At 35.0% G+C, this 17,598-nt stretch carries 15 protein-coding genes; 10 read left to right on the top strand and 5 right to left on the bottom strand.

Features of this window, described 5'->3' with window-relative positions:
* Positions 1-12 precede the first annotated feature (12 nt).
* From rpsD to ACTIEI_RS07595, 6 genes are all read left to right on the top strand, one after another.
* The gene (gene rpsD, locus ACTIEI_RS07620; RefSeq protein WP_295185610.1) at positions 13-618 is read left to right on the top strand and encodes a 30S ribosomal protein S4; all 606 of its coding nucleotides are present in this window, start codon (positions 13-15) and stop codon (positions 616-618) included.
* Positions 619-656: 38 nt separating this feature from the next.
* Complete coding sequence (locus ACTIEI_RS07615; RefSeq protein ID WP_439505698.1) at positions 657-1,658, top strand: DNA-directed RNA polymerase subunit alpha; 1,002 nt, start codon at positions 657-659, stop codon at positions 1,656-1,658.
* A 79-nt stretch (positions 1,659-1,737) separates the two neighbouring features.
* The gene (rplQ, locus tag ACTIEI_RS07610; protein WP_439505697.1) at positions 1,738-2,250 is read left to right on the top strand and encodes a 50S ribosomal protein L17; all 513 of its coding nucleotides are present in this window, start codon (positions 1,738-1,740) and stop codon (positions 2,248-2,250) included.
* Positions 2,251-2,379: 129 nt separating this feature from the next.
* Positions 2,380-3,483 carry a glutamine-hydrolyzing carbamoyl-phosphate synthase small subunit gene (gene carA, locus ACTIEI_RS07605; protein ID WP_439505696.1) on the top strand — a complete coding sequence of 368 codons (1,104 nt, stop codon included), beginning with the start codon at positions 2,380-2,382 and terminating at the stop codon, positions 3,481-3,483.
* Positions 3,484-3,492: 9 nt separating this feature from the next.
* Entirely contained in the window at positions 3,493-3,921 is a 429-nt protein-coding gene (gene aroQ / locus ACTIEI_RS07600; RefSeq protein WP_439505695.1) for a type II 3-dehydroquinate dehydratase, read from the top strand.
* Positions 3,922-4,046: 125 nt separating this feature from the next.
* Positions 4,047-5,522, top strand: a complete 1,476-nt coding sequence (locus tag ACTIEI_RS07595; RefSeq protein ID WP_439505694.1) for a glycosyltransferase family 39 protein — start codon at positions 4,047-4,049, stop codon at positions 5,520-5,522.
* Here the strand turns inward: ACTIEI_RS07595 and ACTIEI_RS07590 are convergent.
* Together ACTIEI_RS07590 and purB are read right to left on the bottom strand one after the other, a co-directional pair.
* Entirely contained in the window at positions 5,519-10,180 is a 4,662-nt protein-coding gene (locus tag ACTIEI_RS07590; protein ID WP_439505693.1) for a translocation/assembly module TamB domain-containing protein, read from the bottom strand. The genes ACTIEI_RS07595 and ACTIEI_RS07590 overlap by 4 nt on opposite strands.
* 146 nt (positions 10,181-10,326) lie before the next feature.
* Positions 10,327-11,673: an adenylosuccinate lyase gene (gene purB / locus ACTIEI_RS07585; RefSeq protein ID WP_439505692.1), complete on the bottom strand. Its 1,347-nt coding sequence runs from the start codon at positions 11,671-11,673 to the stop codon at positions 10,327-10,329.
* A gap of 66 nt (positions 11,674-11,739) precedes the next feature.
* On the opposite strand from purB, the gene ACTIEI_RS07580 reads away from it, so the two are divergent.
* Both ACTIEI_RS07580 and ACTIEI_RS07575 read left to right on the top strand, forming a co-directional pair.
* Entirely contained in the window at positions 11,740-12,501 is a 762-nt protein-coding gene (locus ACTIEI_RS07580; protein WP_439505691.1) for a menaquinone biosynthetic enzyme MqnA/MqnD family protein, read from the top strand.
* The gene (locus ACTIEI_RS07575) at positions 12,498-13,280 is read left to right on the top strand and encodes a glycosyltransferase (protein ID WP_439505690.1); all 783 of its coding nucleotides are present in this window, start codon (positions 12,498-12,500) and stop codon (positions 13,278-13,280) included. Before ACTIEI_RS07580 ends, ACTIEI_RS07575 begins: the two co-directional genes overlap by 4 nt.
* Positions 13,281-13,286: 6 nt before the next feature.
* Here ACTIEI_RS07575 and ACTIEI_RS07570 read toward each other — a convergent pair whose 3' ends face one another.
* Together ACTIEI_RS07570 and ACTIEI_RS07565 are read right to left on the bottom strand one after the other, a co-directional pair.
* A complete protein-coding gene (locus ACTIEI_RS07570) occupies positions 13,287-14,033 on the bottom strand; it encodes a TylF/MycF/NovP-related O-methyltransferase (RefSeq protein ID WP_439505689.1) in 747 nt (248 codons plus the stop codon).
* Positions 14,034-14,066: 33 nt separating this feature from the next.
* Complete coding sequence (locus ACTIEI_RS07565; protein WP_439505688.1) at positions 14,067-15,161, bottom strand: glycosyltransferase family 4 protein; 1,095 nt, start codon at positions 15,159-15,161, stop codon at positions 14,067-14,069.
* Here ACTIEI_RS07565 and ACTIEI_RS07560 point away from each other — a divergent pair.
* Both ACTIEI_RS07560 and ACTIEI_RS07555 read left to right on the top strand, forming a co-directional pair.
* Entirely contained in the window at positions 15,155-15,919 is a 765-nt protein-coding gene (locus tag ACTIEI_RS07560) for a class I SAM-dependent methyltransferase (protein WP_439505687.1), read from the top strand. The two genes, ACTIEI_RS07565 and ACTIEI_RS07560, sit on opposite strands and share 7 nt — an antisense overlap.
* A gap of 1 nt (position 15,920) precedes the next feature.
* A complete protein-coding gene (locus ACTIEI_RS07555) occupies positions 15,921-16,898 on the top strand; it encodes a hypothetical protein (RefSeq protein ID WP_439505686.1) in 978 nt (325 codons plus the stop codon).
* Here ACTIEI_RS07555 and ACTIEI_RS07550 read toward each other — a convergent pair.
* Positions 16,895-17,575 carry a hypothetical protein gene (locus tag ACTIEI_RS07550; protein ID WP_439505685.1) on the bottom strand — a complete coding sequence of 227 codons (681 nt, stop codon included), beginning with the start codon at positions 17,573-17,575 and terminating at the stop codon, positions 16,895-16,897. The genes ACTIEI_RS07555 and ACTIEI_RS07550 overlap by 4 nt on opposite strands.
* Between the last annotated feature and the right edge of the window lie 23 nt (positions 17,576-17,598).

Genomic DNA, 17,598 nt, shown 5'->3' with positions numbered 1-17,598 from the left:
AAAATTTAAACTATGGCACGTTACACAGGTCCTAAGACCAAAATCTCCAGAATCTTTGGCGAACCTATTTTAGGAAACGCAAAGTGGTTAGGTAAAAACTCAAACCCTCCCGGACAGCATGGTGCTGCCCGCAAACGCAAAACTTTAGGCGAATACGCACTACAGTTAAGAGAAAAACAAAAAGCTAAATACACTTATGGTGTATTGGAGCGCCAGTTCCGTAAGACTTTTGAAGAAGCTCAGCGTTTAAAAGGTGTTACCGGTGAAAACCTGATTAAATTATTAGAAGCACGTTTAGATAATACAGTATTCCGTATGGGATTAACTGCTAGTCGCCCTGAAGCGCGTCAGTTAGTTAACCATAAACATATTACTGTTAACGGCGAAATCATGAATGTACCTTCTTACACTTGTAAGCCAGGGGATATTATTGCTTATCGTCCTAAAAGTGCTGACAATTCTGGCATTACTAGCAAAACCCGTGGTAAGAACCCTAAGTTTGGCTGGTTAGATTGGAACGAAACTGAGAAGAAAGGTACGTTCATTACTATGCCAGAGCGCGAGCACGTTCCTGAGAACATTAAGGAGCAGTTGATCGTAGAATTGTACTCTAAGTAATTTTTTCTATTCACCTAATAAGTAAAACACGTTTTAAAATGGCAATATTAAGCTTCCAAAAGCCAGACAAAATCGTTCTTCAGAAAGCAACTGATTTTGAAGGTCAGTTTGAATTTCGCCCTCTTGAGCCAGGATACGGTTTAACCATTGGTAATGCACTTCGCAGAGTACTGTTGAGTTCATTAGAAGGTTATGCTATTGTAGGAATCAAAATTGATGGTGTAGACCATGAATTTGCGACTATCAAAGGCATCACAGAAGACGTTACTGAAATGATCCTTAACCTAAAGCAGGTTCGTTTTAAAAGAAACGCAGAAATTGAGTTGACTTCTGAAAAAATTAACTTGTCTATTAAAGGTCGCAGCGAATTCACTGCAGGAATGATAGGAGAGCAGTCTCCTAGTTTCCAAGTAATGAATCCAGATTTGTTGATCTGTACTATGGATCCTACCGCTAAGCTAGACATTGAATTGACTATCGCAAGAGGTCGTGGCTATGTTCCAGCTGAAGAAAATAAAGTTAAAGATGCTCCATTTGGTTATATCGCTATCGATTCTATTCACACACCAATCAAGAACGTTAAATACGCCATTGAGAACTATCGTGTAGAACAAAGAACCGATTACGAGAAATTAATCTTAGATGTGGCTACCGATGGTACTATTCATCCTGAAGATGCTGTTAAGCAAGCTTCTCGTATTCTTATTCAACATTTGATGATCATTACTGATGAAAACATCACTTTTGACAACAAAGAAGATAAGAAAGAAGATGTAGTAGATGAGCACGTGTTACAATTGCGTAAAGTATTAAAGACTCCTCTAGAAGATTTAGATCTTTCTGTACGTGCATTCAATTGCTTGAAAGCTGCTAAAATTAACAGCTTGAGCGAATTGGTTCAGTATGAGCAAGAAGATTTGATGAAGTTTAGAAACTTTGGTCAGAAATCTCTATCTGAAATTGAACAAGTTTTAACAGAGAGAGGACTAAGCTTCGGAATGGATCTTGGTAAACTTGGACTAGATAATTTAGATAATTAATTCATCACGTTTTTCTGAATTTTTCGGAAGAACACCCTCCACATATCCTGACACGGTGTGGAGATAAAACTTAAATGTCATGCGTCACGGAGACAAAATCAACAACCTAGGCCGTAAAAAGGCACATAGAGTAGCGTTATTGCAAAACCTTGCAAGCCAATTAATCACGCATAAGCGTATTGTTACTACTTTAGCAAAAGCTAAAGCATTAAGAACTTATGTTGAGCCATTGATTACTAAGACTAAAAAGAATGATTCTGCAACACAGATCAGTCACAATCACCGCTTAGTATTTGCTGAGTTACAAGATAAAGCTGCAGTGAAAGAACTTTTTACTGTTGTAGGTCCTAAAGTTGCTTCACGTCCGGGTGGTTACACTCGTATTTTGAAACTCGGTATTCGTCCGGGTGACAACGCAGAAAAAGCAATGATTGAATTAGTAGATTTCAATGAAATTTACGGTAAATCTGTTGCTACTGCAACCGAGCCTGCTAAGAAAACTCGTCGTAGTCGCGCTCCTAAAAAAGCGGAAAACGAAGAAACTGTAGTTGCTCCAGAAGCTACTTCAACTGAAGAAAAAACCGCTGAATAATATATGAAGTGGTATTAAAAATAAAAGGCAAAATCGTTTCGGTTTTGCCTTTTTTCATAAAATCAATGTTAGCAACTTCATTGGTTTTTTTAATAAAATTGATTTTCTTTTGCACTCATAAAAGCTACTATGCCACAGTCTACTACTTCTAGAAAACCCGCAATATTAGTTCTCGCAGACGGTCATGTTTTTCATGGTTTATCCTTTGGTAAAATAGGTACTGCAACTGGCGAAATTTGTTTTAACACAGGAATGACTGGATACCAAGAAGTATTCACTGATCCAAGTTATACAGGTCAGGTCCTTATTATGAATACGGTTCATATTGGGAACTATGGAGTAAAAGATACAGATGTAGAAAGTAGTTCAGTTAAAATTCACGGCTTAATTGCCAGAAATTTAGAAGAACAATTTAGTAGACATCAAGCTAATCAAGACTTGAATGCTTATTTAGTAGATAATAATATTGTTTCAATTGATGGGATCGATACGAGGGCATTGGTTGCACATATTAGAACAGAGGGTGCAATGAATTGCATTATTTCTTCTGAAGCTATTTCAGTTGAGCAGTTGAAGGAACAATTGAAAGCTGTTCCCAATATGGATGGACAAGAACTGGCAAGCACAGTTAGTACACCTGTTGAATATGAAATGGGGGATGAAAGTTCATCCGTTAAAGTAGCTGTGTTAGACTTTGGTGTGAAAAAACATATTTTACAATGCTTAGTTGATAGAGGAGCGCATATTCGAGTGCATCCTGCTAAAACTCCTTTCAGTAGGCTGAAAGAGTTTAATCCCAATGGTTATTTTATTTCAAACGGTCCTGGTGATCCTGCCGCTATGCCTTATGCGGTTACTACAGTCAAAGCTATTTTAGCCGAAAATAAGCCTGTTTTTGGTATTTGTTTGGGGCATCAATTATTAGCCTTGGCTAATGATATTCCAACCTTTAAAATGCACCACGGACATAGAGGTCTTAATCATCCAGTAAAAAATATAATTACAGGTCAGTGCGAAATAACTACCCAGAACCACGGTTTTGGGGTTGATCCTATTGCAGTCAAAAATCATCCCAATGTAGAAGTCACGCACGTGAATTTGAATGATGACTCCATTGAAGGAATTAGATTGAAAGATCGTCCTGCTTTTAGTGTTCAATACCATCCTGAAAGTACGCCTGGTCCTCATGATAGCCGATATTTATTTGATCGTTTTGTTGAAATGATGCAGTAAATTCAATATATGAAAATAGCCATCATCAATGGACCTAATTTAAATCTGCTGGGTAAGCGGGAGCCTGAAGTGTACGGAAATGTATCATTCGATATTTTTTTTGCTCAACTTCAAGCAAAATATCCTGCAATTCAATTAGTGCATTTTCAATCGAATATTGAAGGAGAATTAATTGATGCTTTGCAATTATACGGTTTTAATTCAGACGGAATTATTATCAATCCAGGTGGTTATACGCATACCAGTGTTGCTATCGGGGATGCTATTGCGGCTATTACGGTTCCTGTTATTGAAGTGCATATCAGTAATATTCATGCGAGGGAAGATTTTAGAAAACTCTCCCATATTTCTGCTAAAGCAGTTGGTACTATCGCAGGACTTGGATTGAAAGGGTATGATTTAGCCATCAGTTGGTTTTTACAGGACCAATTGGCTTAAAAACCGATCCCCTCTTTTTTATGTACTTTTGTACTTAAATTATCCAGCCTCCCATGCTGTTGGCCAAATCTTATACTAAGCCTGTATTATACCTGATAGGTATAAACATAATAATTAAATTGTTCTTGGCTCCATTTTTAGAGTTAGGCAACGATGAAGTATATTATTGGACTTATTTGCTCAGACCTGATTGGAATTATTTTGATCATCCTCCAATGGTGGGATGGATGATGCGTTTATTTAGTCTTAATGGCTTTTGGGCTTCAGAGATATCTCTTCGCTTAGGTAGTATCATTTCATACGCCATTTCAACTTGGTTCATTTTTAAAATAGGGAAGCTTTTATCAAGTGAGCGAATGGGATGGTATGCAGCTATTTTATATTCTGCATCCATTTACACTGGCTTTATAGCTGGTTTTTTTGTTTTGCCCGATTCTCCTCAAATGCCTTTCTGGACTGGAGCTTTATATATTATGGGGCATTTAATACTTCGAAAGGCTGATCAAAATAATTGGAGTATATGGATATTATTGGGTCTTGTCATTGGATTAGCTGCGCTCTGTAAAGTACATGCATTGTTTTTATGGGCCGGTTTTGGATTATTTATTCTGATTCAAAAAAGAGATTGGTTGAGTAATCCACGTTTATATATTGCTGCTTTAATAACCATTTTATGTTTAACCCCCATTTTATATTGGAACATTGAATACGACTTTATTACCTATCGTTTTCATTCTGAAAGAGTCAGCAATACGGGTATTCAAATAGATTCATTTTTTCAGGAGATTGGGGGAGAATTACTTTACCAAAATCCAATTGTATTTGTATTGGTTTGGACTGCCGTTGTGTTTTTTTTATTAAAAAAATTCAGATTTAAGTTAAATCGAATTGGTACCTGGTTAATTTGTATGAGTTTGCCCATGCTATTCATCTTTTGGGGCATTGCTTTATTTAATCCTACATTACCACACTGGTCGGGGCCTGCCTATATTCCACTCTATTTTTTTGTTGCTTGTTGGTTTGAACAAGGTAAACCAGTCTTTTTTCCATTCATTTTTAAAATAGCTTTTGCGTTGGTATTTGCTGTTTTAGTTGTTGCAATTGGGGCTGTTCAATTTTCTCCTGTCAATTTTGGCTCAAAGTCTCCTGAGTCTTATGGAGAGTATTGTCCTACTCTTGATCTTTCAGGCTGGAAAAATTTGGGTGAAAACTTTAAGCTGATGGTAACAGATGATGTTCAAAATGGTGAGATGAATAAAAATGCGGTGCTACTTACTAATAAATGGTTTCCAGGGGGACATTTAGAATTTTATATTTCTAGACCATTGAATATGCCATTAATAGGTATTGGTCAGTTACAAGACCTTCATCAGTTTGCTTGGTTAAACAAAGAGCGACCTACATTAAGATTAGGAATGGATGCTTATGCAATTGTTCCCTCTAATTTACCTTTAAATGTAACGGATGCTTATGGAGCTTATTTTAAAACCATTCAAAAACCAGAAAAACTTTTGCAGCAAAGGGGTGGGGGTGTTGTTAGGTATTTTTATGTTTACCAGTTGAAGGACTGCATTAAAATTCCAAATCCATTAATCCATTAATTTTTTTGAACGGGTGATTGAATCATAATTTCTTTTTCCTTATTGCCCCATAGCTTTTCAAAATCTCTACGGTAAGATATACTTGCCCCTGTTCTATTACGTCTCCCAAAATTAGAGCCACTAATATCTAAGCTATTCTTATTAAAAATAATTGCTCTTAGTTTACGGTCTTTGGTTAAAACGATTTCAATATTCAAGTCTGGTAACCATTGGAAATTACCATTTTGAACACTTGAACTTGCACCTAAATTAAAGTCTAGGTCTCCACCAAAAGTGACCGTTACATTATTATTTAAGAAACTTTTACCGAATTTGAAATTTACCCTAGATCGATCTAATACACTACTATTGGATTGAACATTGCCTCCGGTAGTCCCAAAAATACTAGAGCTATTGTACAAAGAAGCACCTAGGTCAAAACGTAAACTTCTATCTCCCGTTAATTTGTATAATAAACCAGAGAGTGCTTTATTTACTTCATTTGTTAATACCTGTGACAATGTATTAATTCCTAAAGAACTAATATTATAGGGATTACTGCCACTTCTATTGCTAAACTCTCCTGGGGGGGCAAATGTGCCAAACACAATTAGAAATGATACTTGTTTTAATATTTCATTCTCGTCTCTTTGTATTCTATTTAAGAATGCCGCGAACTCATTGTCGTTTTTAACCGGGCTTCCTTGAGGGAAATCTAATCTAAATCCAATGTCGGGTTTGCTCAATTGATTTCTTAATTCAGCAATTACATATACGTCTCCTCTGTATCCCTTAACTGATCCGCTAAAAATATTGTTCCCTATTAAATCGGATAAGGAAATTCTCTCCGCAGTATACTGGGCATCAATGCTCATAAAAGCTTTGAAAGGATCGCCATTCCATTCAATGTAGTTGTTAGAATTGGGTAAGAGTTCAAATGGTTTTTTTAATAAGGATTGAAAGTTGAAATCATAATTACCCCTTTCTATATTATACCTTCCTTTTATAGTTAAAGGTTCAATCGTTCCTGCTTTAATAATTAATCTCCCATTTCCAACTGCTTTAATTATATCTCCGTTGATTTCATCTAAAACAACATCTATTAATACTTTGTTATTTGCTGTTACATCAAGGTCTACTGTTAAATTGAAATTGCTTTTTTTACCTGTTGATGCTAATTCTGTTCCATAGGTTTTAAAAACAATAAAATCTGCTGAACCACTTTCTTTGCTTTGCTTATTTGGGATGGTAATATGTGAACTGTCATTGGCTTCTGCTATAATGGTCATTCTGCAATCTGACTCAGGACCCTTAAAACTTAAAGATGCTTTTCCAATTGCTTTTCCGTAAAACTGTTCATTGTCTTTAGCTTTGGTATCAATCATCAATAACTTATCTGTTCTGAGATCAAAATCAAAAGCCATATTCTTAAATCCCTTTTCTATTAATTTGCCATTTACCAAACCAGTGTTCCCATAAATATCTTTAATTGTGAATCTGCCAAAGTCTATTCCATCATCTCTAAACTTAAGTTCTGCTGAATCTATTTTATATTCAACTTGAGTAAATTCGACTTTAAGACCTGCATTTCTTAAACTTATATCTCCAATCAATTGGGGAGCGTTCAAGTCTCCACTAATTTGCAAATTTCCTTTTGCAATACCACTTAAATTGCTGAAAAGGCCACTAAGTAAACTTTCTATAATATCAATCTTAGTTTCATTTAATTGAATATTCGTATTGAAAGAATTTCCTGTTGTGTCTTTAGTGTTGTATGATCCATCTGCTATTAAATCATAGTTGGTATTTGGAGATTTTACTTTAAATGGAATTAAACCAGATTTGCTGTCATAGGAAGCATCAATTTCTACCACTCCAATTGAGTCTTGTTCATAAGTAAATTCAGTTGCTTTTAATTTGGCGTCTGCTATAAATTGGCCAAAAAAATCAGACAATTTTACCTCTCCGCTTACTACTCCTTCCAAAGTCTCTTTTTTCATGAAAAGGGAAGTAATATCTCCTAAAATTATATTTTTCAATTTTACAATTAGGTTGCTCGTATTTCCCCCATCTTCTTCTTCGGTTTCAACCGCAATTTCTTGGAAGTCTCCTTGAGAAAATTTAAGGTTGTTTGCACGCAATAAATTTTTTCTAACAATTAGTTCTCCTTTTTCTTCAATAGACCAGCGTTTTTCATTTAATACAAAACTCGAAGGCTTAAACTGAACCCTAACGCCATCTTCTAAAGTATATAGGTCGGCTAATAATGCTGCATCATCTAGTGTGCTATTGGCACTAGTATTAATTGATACGATCGAATGGTCATTAGCAGACGTAATATTAATAACAGAATTAGGTAAATTTAAACTATCACTGATTTCAATATTTTTAATGTTGGTTGTAATAGCCAAAGAGTCAAAGTCGCCTTTGCCATCTAGTTGAAAACCTGTTGCTGCATATTGGTCGTATTTTCCATAGGGGATATAGGCACTAACACTCAACGCAACATTTCTGGTATCAATTGAACCTTTAAAATTAACATCGTTAAATCCACTAATCCTATTGGTGAAAATTTTAAAATATGGTTCTATATAAAAGCTATTAACGCTAAAATTGAATTGCTGATTTTTTGGGGTATTTAATGGAGATTTTACATAAGCAGGATAATAGTTATGTAAAAAAGCTTGAAAACTGGAGGGTAACTCTTTAATATTAAATTTTCCTTCTATTGTTGCATTAAAATCATTACTGCCTACATGTATCGTTTTAATTGAATCACGATAAGATGAACTTATATTTAGTGAGTCAAATTGTATACTCGTATTGGGATTTTGTATACTGGCATTTAATAATTTAGCTGAGCCTATAAATTGGTCAACATTACTACCGGTGAAATTAACATCTAGCAGTCCAGCTATTTTAATTTCATCTTTGATTAATTTTAGTGCATGTAAATCAGCTTTTGATAAGTCTCCCACAATATTAAAAAGAGGCTCTTCTTTACTAAAATCTACTTCTACATTGCTGGTAAACCCTAAGTTAGGATCGTCAATCTCCAATTCCCCATTAAATGATTTTCTTTGAATGGTTCCATTTGCAATAATATTCGAATACAAATAATTATTGTACTCAACAGAATGAACCACTCCATCAAACTTGGTCTTTAATCGGTCTATATTAAAACTACTTCCTGTTAATTTGCCACTAAAATTGATTAAACCTAATGAGTCTACTTTTAAAAACTTTCCAAGATCAAATCGCTTCGTACTCATAAAGCCATCAAAACTGGGCTCTCCTTTATTGGGTAAGACTAAACTAATATTGGTTTGTACTCCACCTAATTTGGTGGAAAAAACACCAGAGGTATTGAAATTCTGAATGCTACCCTTAAAATTTCCTCTATAAATGATACTCCCTAATGCCGCTAAGTCTGGATTAATGATACCTTTCATTGCTGGAATAAAAATCCCTAAATCGTAGGCATTGGTTGATAGCGTTCCATTACTAAAATCAATCTGTGTGGTATTAATATTGGGTAATCCCTTCATGGTTAAATTACCATTCAGTTGGGTATTCGCTCCAATACTTGCATTTAGAGCAGAAACTTTAAAGTCTGAAACGGTGCCAACAAAATTTCCTCCTAATTGCAATTGTTTATTCCAGCCTTTTAATTCATTGGCGAAATAGGCAATATCATCACTATGGATTTTTGAATTCGAAAATTGCGCAACCATTTTTACCTTATTAATATAGTCGGCAAAATCTTTGTTGAAATCTTTGTAGAGCATAGCATAGTAATTGCCTAGCTTGCTTTTATTGGTTTGTAAGTCTAAATTCCTAAACTCCATTATTTGTGGAGTGAATCGAATATTAGCTGCTAATTTTTTCAATTCAAATCCACTTCGGTCTTTTACGCTCAAATTGGCCTTAGATAACATAGTGTCTTTGCGCATTTCAAAAGACATTACACCTTCTAAATTAAAAAGCTCAATATGCGATTCGTCAAATCCTTTTCTTGCTTGATTGGTGTTTCCTTCAATAAATAATGACCCGTTTTTGATTTGAATCCTTTTAACTTTAACACCTATGCCTGCTTCGTTAAAATACATTTCCTTGCCATTGTAGTAAGGGGTAATCCGCTTTAATTTAGAAGGCCTTAATCCTTCTAAATTTTGAAGTATTACAGATGGTTTAGTAATTATGACTTCATTTATCAAATATTGATGCTTGATAAAATCTATTTTATCTGCGTCAATTATTAAGGCCCCAACTTTAATGGTATTTTGTGAGCCAATCCATAAATCGTTTTGAAAAAAATGAACATTCTTTAGGTCAACTTTTTTTAGATTCAACTCAAATGATTTCTTTTTCTTTTTAGAAATTGAAGGTGTACTAAAATAATCAGCAATAAATTGATAATTCCAAATTGAATCGCTCCTTTGTAATTTGATTATGGCGTTTTCTAATCCTACATATTTTAGTTCCGCCCTTTCTTTTAAGAAAAACCAATCCGTAATATTGACTTTTAAACTGCCAGCATAAAGAACAGTGTCTTTTTTTAGGTCTTTTATAAGGGTGCCATCCAGACTTAGTTTGCTGAAAAACGAAATACTTACTCGTTTAATGCTGACTTCAGTTTCAAGTGCCTTGCTAATTTTATTGGTGGCAAATTTTACCAACTTATTCTGTACCCAATCTGTTTGAATGGCTAGAAAAAGTAAAATAAGTACTGTTAATAGAATCAGTACAATCTTTCTTAATATGGTAAAGAATTTTGCCAGTGTGATAAAATTAGTTGATTAAAAAAATGAATCCATCCATTTGATTAATAGGCTGGATTAACCCCTGTATAGTTGGAAGGGGTGATTTGCTTTAGTTCTTTTTTTAATGCCGTACTTATTTTAAGAGAATTGATGAATTGATGAATTGCCGCTTTATCTATCTTTTGTTTACCCCTAGTCAAGTCTTTTAATGCCTCGTAAGGATTCGGATAGTTTTCTCTTCTTAAGATCGTTTGTATGGCTTCAGCAACAACTGGCCAATTATTTTCTAAATCAGCTTTAATGGCTTGCTCATTTAATATGAGTTTTGATAATCCTTTCTCTAATGATTCAATGGCAATACTAATATGTCCAATAGGCACCCCCATATTTCTTAAAACAGTAGAATCTGTTAAATCCCTTTGTAATCTGCTTATAGGTAACTTACCACTTAAGTGTTCCAATAAAGCGTTCGCAATCCCAAGATTACCCTCTGCATTTTCAAAATCAATTGGGTTTACCTTATGTGGCATCGCAGAAGATCCAACTTCCCCTTTTTTGGTTTGTTGCTTAAAGTAATCCATGCTGATATAGGTCCAGATATCTCTGCATAAATCAATTAAAATATTATTGATTCTTTTTAATGCATCAAAATGGGCAGCTAATGAATCATAATGTTCAATCTGTGTAGTAAACTGCATTCTTTGAAGACCTAATACTTCTTCCACAAATTTATTCCCTAAGAGTACCCAATTTTTCCTTGGGAAAGCAATATGATGGGCATTAAAATTACCCGTTGCCCCGCCAAACTTTGCCGCGTAAGGTATGCTGCTGAATAATTCAATCTGGTTGTGTATGCGTTCTACAAATACCATGAATTCTTTTCCTAATTTGGTAGGTGAGGCGGCTTGTCCATGGGTTCTTGCCAAAAGCGGAATATCTTTCCATTGAGCTGCTAGGCTATAAATCGTATTTTGTAAATTGATGATTGCAGGTAGGTATTCGTGTTCCATGGCGTGTTTCCAACTTAATGGAATCGCTGTATTATTGATATCCTGAGAAGTTAATCCAAAGTGAATCCATTCTTTTAAATGGCCAATCCCTGCTTTTTCTACCTGCTCTTTTAAAAAGTATTCTACCGCTTTAACATCGTGATTGGTAATAGATTCTAGTTGTTTAATTTGTTGGGCATTATCCAAGTTGAAATCAGCTAACATGCTTCTGAGTGCATTTCTCGCCTTTAGTGGTAGTTTAAAAAATTTCTGATCTGCTAGAAAAAAGAAATATTCTACTTCTACTAATACCCTGTATTTAATCAGCGCATATTCTGCAAAATATTCGTCTAAATGTTGTACTTTTTTTCTGTATCTACCATCGATAGGTGAAATAGCGGTTAATTGCGTCAGTTCCATATGATTTTTAAATAGGGAATAGTTAAATAGTATAATTAATCTTTTCTTTGTACAAAAGTAGCTGAATTGAACAAGAAGATACGTGTTGGGGCCGTAAGTTATTTAAATACTAAGCCCATGATGTTTGGTATTAAAAGGTCGGGTTTATTAGACCGAATCATTCTTACAGAAGATTATCCTGCCAGAATTGCTGCAGATCTTAAAAATGATCAGATAGACATTGGACTTATTCCGGTGGCAATGATCCCCTCAATACAAAATGCCCATATAATAGCAGATTACTGTATTTCGGCAGAAGAAGATGTGGCATCTGTTGCCATTTTTAGTGAAGTCCCATTAAAAGAAGTAAAAAAGGTTTTATTAGACTACCAAAGTAGAACCTCCGTCAATTTAGCCAGAATCTTATTAAAAGAATATTGGCAACTTGATGTAGCATTAGAAGCAGCTTCTTTAGATTTTAGAGATCAAATTAAAGGCAGTACTGCAGGGGTGGTAATAGGAGATAGGGCATTAGAACAGCGCCTCATTTCGCCCTATATGTACGACTTAGCCACTGCCTGGAATAATCATACTGGATTCCCTTTTGTTTTTGCGGCCTGGGTAGCTAATAAGCCAATTGATCCTGATTTTATTGACGCTTTTAATAGGGCATTAGGATATGGATTAAAACATTTGGATGAGGTAGTAGCGGAACAGACTTTTACTGCTTATGATTTGAAAACCTATTATACCCAAAATATTCAATACGATTTGACTCCTGAAAAGTTAACTGCGATTGAGTTATTTCATCAAAAACTAAAGCAATTACCCTCAGTAGATCTTTCATGAATGCAATAACCGTCATTAGTATTTGTTTTAATAATCTGGCCGATTTGCAAAAAACCTGCCAATCGGTAGATACACAAACCGTACTCCCTGATGAACATTTAATTATCAATGGATCTACTAATGATCAGATAGCCAATTGGTTATCTGAAAATCCTCAACCTGCTTATAGAAGATGGATCAACGAAAGAGACAAGGGGATTGGGGATGCTTTCAACAAGGGTATTCTAAATGCCAATCATTCTATTACCCATTTGTTACATGCTGGAGATAGCTATGCTTCTGAACATGCACTGTCAGTGGTAAAGTCTTTTTATAATGAACACCCTACTATTCAATGGACCAGTGGAAATATCAGGATAGTAAGAGCTGGTGAAACAGTGGTCGTGGGTAAGCCTTTTGATGCAGCTAAATTGTATAGAGGAATGAGAAGTGTAGCACATCCTACCTGGTTTGTGAAGAAAGAAGTATATGACCGAATCGGACTTTTTAATAACGATATTAAAATCGCTATGGACTATGATTTAATGTGTCGTATTGCCAATCAACCCTATGGTTATATAAATGAAACGATTGCCATTTTTGATGATTCTGGCATTAGTACTAGAAATTATTTACAGTCTTTAAAAGATAATATTACTATTTACGAACGCTATTTTGGCTTTTCTATAAAATGCAGAATTTGGCAATTAAGATTACGCATTTTGCACTGGTTATTGCAAACAAGCTTTGGTAAATGGATGTTTAAAATAAAAAAGGGGTTGGGGTTAGCCAATGCCTAGTAACAATTACGGCTTTACTGCAGATCTTCCTGTTTCATCCATCCTATGTAAAAGGATGCCAATTTGATTCGCTGCAAAATATTCGTCTACTGCTTTTCTAGACCCTTTCCAAAAACCATAATCATCAATGATGAGTACTCCCTTTGAAACAAGTAATGGATAAAGTTGTTCCATTTCGTGTTTAGTAGACTCATACCAATCGGTGTCTAATCTTAATAAAGCGGTGGTGCCTGGTGAAGTAGCAGGAATTGTTTTAAGAATATCGCCTTGTACAAAATGAATTTTATCTGCTGGATACCCTGTTAGTGCAATATTTCGTTTAACTTCTTCTAAACCAGAGTAAGCCCAAACAACACTTTCAGCCTTCTTCGCTAAATCTTGTTTTAATTGTGATGCAGCATCTCTGTCAAGTTGGTCTACGTCTTCTGCTGTAGGGGCTGTCATCCCTTCAAAAGTATCATATAAGTACAAGTCTCTGTCGTTAACGCCCATTGCAAGTAGTGTTTCTGCTATTGCCATCATTGAGCCTCCCTTCCAAACGCCACATTCTACTAAAGCACCTGGGATTTGGTTTCTTACTACATATTGTACACTTTCAATTAACCCATATAATCGTTCCGGACTCGTCATGGTATATGGTCTTACTTTGGCAATAATCTTTTCATGAATCGATTCAAAATCTGGAGGCAATCCAGCTTTTTGTTCTTCCTTGCCAAAAAATACTTTGATTGCCTTTATGGGTTTTAATTTCATCTTGTCTATATTAATCAGCTAAAATAGTTTCTTTTATAGAAACTGGTATAATTTGAGGGTTTGATTGGCTGTTTTGTCCCAATTAAATGCAAGAGCCCTTGTATACCCTTTTTGAACGAATTCATTTTGCAGAAATACATCGTTTAATAACATACTTATTTTCTCACTCATGTCTTCAATACTATTTGGGTTGATTAAAACCGCTGCGTCACTTGCAATCTCACCTGTACTTGAGCCAGAAGAGGTAATCACTGGGCAACCACAAGCAAATGCTTCAATGATTGGTAGTCCGAATCCTTCATATAAGCTTGGATAAACTAATAATTGAGCATGATTGTATAAAGATGCCAATTGCTCATTATCGATAATGGGTTGATAAATTACTCGATCGTAAAGTTGTAATTTTTTTAATTTGGTTAATTCAGCATTTTTAAAAGCACCACCTCCCGCACAAACTAAAACGAGTTCTTGATTGGCTTGCATTATAGGAACTATGGATTGTACAAAGCGATCAAAATTTTTATAGGCATATCTTTTACCGGTATACAAAATGTATTCCTGTTCGATAATTTTAGGTAGGGAAAATCGGTCAATATTTTGACTGAAACTATTCCCGTGGTAAATGGTCTCAATTTTGTTGGGATTAACGCCACATAGTTCAATTAAATCATTTCGGGTGTTTTCTGATACGGCAATGATTTTATATGCTTTTTCAATATGCTTTGCTCTTAATGCAATGATGCTTTCAAAACCCGGTTGGCCTTTGTGAAACCGTTCATCTATCATATCATGAATAGTTATAACCATTGGCTTACCTGCCGTTCTATTTAAGGACGTTTTGCTATAATAGGTTGGATGAAATACGTCAAAGGGTTGCATTCTTGATGCAAAGCTGTCGTATACATTCGATAGCAAACGATTCAGGTCTTTCTTTCCCTTAAATTGTAGGTCATTCCAGAAGTTTTTTCCTTTTAATTGTTCTAGAAATATATTGTCGGCAGACAATATATCTAGCTGTATATGAATACCGGGTTTCTGTTGCAATTTAAAAATGAGCTCATAAAAATAGCGGGATATCCCTCCATAAGGTTGTTCACAAAAAATCTGGTAATCATACCTAATTGTCATATTCCGTATCTTGCATTGCAATTGCTGCATTTGATAATATGGTACCTACTAACTTCAATCCCACGTATAAACATCCACTTTATTTTATTCGAAAGGGATTGTTACGCAAAATTAGTTTATATGCGCCACAACTGAAGGGTAAACTACTCGATTTTGGTTGTGGGGAGAAGCCCTATCAATCATTGTTTACAAATGTTACCGAATATATTGGGTTAGATTATGATGGGGAGGGGCATGATCATAAAAATGAAGCGGTTGATATGTATTATGATGGTGTTACTATTCCTTTCGACAATGAAGTATTTGATTCGGTTTTTACAAGTGAAGTATTTGAGCATGTTTTTGGCCTACAACAAATATTGCCCGAAATCAATCGAGTAATGAAGCCAGGTGCCCAAATTTTAATTACTTGTCCTTTTGCTTGGGAAGAACATGAAATACCAGTCGATTATGCCAGATATACTCAGTTTGCATTGAAAGATATGTTAGCGAAAAATGGATTTAAAGTACTACTTATCGATAAGAATGGTCATTTCATGAGTGCCTTACACCAATTGTTTATTTTGTATTTGCATGACCATTGGATACATCAAGTTCCTGTGTTGCGAAAGTTTAATTTATTTAAAAAAATGGTGCGTCAATTGGCAATCCCGATTATGAACTGGGGATTTAGTGTGGTTGAAATTTTTTGGCCAAAATCGGATCGATTTTATTTGAACACCATTGTAATTGCAGAAAAAATTACCCCCCATCAATAGCATGAAAAAAATTGTTTACACTGTTTGTTCTGCTAATCATTTGGCTCATTGTAAAACAATGGCTGACTCTTTTATTCTACATAATCCCAGTTACGAACTGTATATTATTTTAATTGATCGGATTGAAGGGAGGTTTAATTTAAGTTCATTTAATGATTATAATATTATAGAAATCAGTCAATTAGGTGTTCCTAATTTTGAAATAATGGCTGCGCAATATTCTGTAATAGAATTGAATTGTGCAATGAAGCCTTTTGTTGCGCAATGGATTTTTGACAAGCATCAACCAGCTATTTTATTATATATTGATTCGGATACTTGGATTTTTTCTTCATTTGGATCAGTAGAAAAAAGTTTAGAACAATATGATTTGGTGATTACGCCTCATTTTACCAATGCGTACCCAGATAACCATTTATTGCCCAGAGAAAGAGATATTTTGAGGTCAGGTTTGTATAATGCAGGATTTATTGCAATGAAACCATCCGAAAATACTTTTTCATTTTTGAATTGGTGGGCGGAGCATATGAAAGCGGAATGTTATTACAATTTTGCGGAAGGAATGGGGGTAGATCAAATATGGATTAATCTGGTTCCTTTATTATTTGAGAAGGTACTTATAGATACCAGTCCAGGATTAAACGTAGCTTATTGGAATTTACATGAACGAAAAATATCGGAGTCTGGTGGAAAATATTGGGTGAATAATAATTCCCCCTTATGTTTTTTGCATATAAGTGGCTATCAGTTTGAGCATCCTACCCAAATTTCAAGACATCAAACTAGGTACACAGTAGCTGACCATCCTATTTTGCAACAATTATTCATGGAATATGCAACAAAGGTAAAATCGAATGGGTATGTACTTTTTTCATCTATAGATTGCGCTTATGCCAAAAAGAAAAAAAAGAGTAGGGGCATCATGAAAACGGTTAACCAATTCCTGAAACCCATGGGGATAAAAATAACAGATAGTTAGTGACCTGTTCTGCCCGTTACTACTGGTTTATTTTTTTTAGCTTGTTTTTTATTGAAGTCTGCTACTTCTTTTGGAAGCACTTTTGTAGCTTGTTTCTTAGCAGTGTCTACCGATTGATTAGGGCTATTCGTATTCAATTTAGCTGCCCTAAAGTCTTCTTTTAATTGCCCCATTATATACTCTTGTGTTTCAATAAGTGCACCTGTATTGGGTGAATAGGTTTTCCATATGCCATGTTTAATTGAGTTCCCCTCATTTTTAACAACAATTCTTTCAAATTGATTGGGGTTAGTAGGATCAACAACATCTAGTGTATCAAATGCCTTATCTGGATTAACGGCTCTCCAACTTTCTTCTCGTTCTAATCCAGAAAGAGTAAAATATAAACATCTTCCATGCAAGTTGCCCCACTTGTAATTCTCTTGTGCTATTAAATCTCCCATTAAATTAAAGGAGCGCCATAGTCCCTCTTTTTTATCATTTTTGAATATCCCTTCCGTTTCAAATCCTGGCTCGCCTCTTAATTTAGGGGTGGTTATGATCCATTTTCCTTGCTTTAGTCCTTTGTTATCTATACAGTTTAATGTATCGCCATTGCTGGCTAATTTGAATGTTTTGCACTGTGCGGATAAAAAATTCACCGAAAAAAGGAGCAGAGGTAGCAATAGAAATCTCATATTACTTACATTGAGGATTGAAA

Origin of the sequence: Sediminibacterium sp., from assembly GCF_051860225.1 — a bacterium.
GTDB lineage: Bacteria > Bacteroidota > Bacteroidia > Chitinophagales > Chitinophagaceae > Sediminibacterium.
This window is presented reverse-complemented; position numbering and strand designations above follow the sequence as displayed.

Coding starts and splice junctions, on each gene's coding strand:
- rpsD (WP_295185610.1), top strand. CDS start 13: ATGGCACGTTACACAGGTCCTAAGACCAAAATCTCCAGAATCTTTGGC.
- ACTIEI_RS07615 (WP_439505698.1), top strand. CDS start 657: ATGGCAATATTAAGCTTCCAAAAGCCAGACAAAATCGTTCTTCAGAAA.
- rplQ (WP_439505697.1), top strand. CDS start 1,738: ATGCGTCACGGAGACAAAATCAACAACCTAGGCCGTAAAAAGGCACAT.
- carA (WP_439505696.1), top strand. CDS start 2,380: ATGCCACAGTCTACTACTTCTAGAAAACCCGCAATATTAGTTCTCGCA.
- aroQ (WP_439505695.1), top strand. CDS start 3,493: ATGAAAATAGCCATCATCAATGGACCTAATTTAAATCTGCTGGGTAAG.
- purB (WP_439505692.1), bottom strand. CDS start 11,673: ATGGAACTGACGCAATTAACCGCTATTTCACCTATCGATGGTAGATAC.
- ACTIEI_RS07575 (WP_439505690.1), top strand. CDS start 12,498: ATGAATGCAATAACCGTCATTAGTATTTGTTTTAATAATCTGGCCGAT.
- ACTIEI_RS07570 (WP_439505689.1), bottom strand. CDS start 14,033: ATGAAATTAAAACCCATAAAGGCAATCAAAGTATTTTTTGGCAAGGAA.
- ACTIEI_RS07565 (WP_439505688.1), bottom strand. CDS start 15,161: ATGACAATTAGGTATGATTACCAGATTTTTTGTGAACAACCTTATGGA.
- ACTIEI_RS07555 (WP_439505686.1), top strand. CDS start 15,921: ATGAAAAAAATTGTTTACACTGTTTGTTCTGCTAATCATTTGGCTCAT.
- ACTIEI_RS07550 (WP_439505685.1), bottom strand. CDS start 17,575: ATGAGATTTCTATTGCTACCTCTGCTCCTTTTTTCGGTGAATTTTTTA.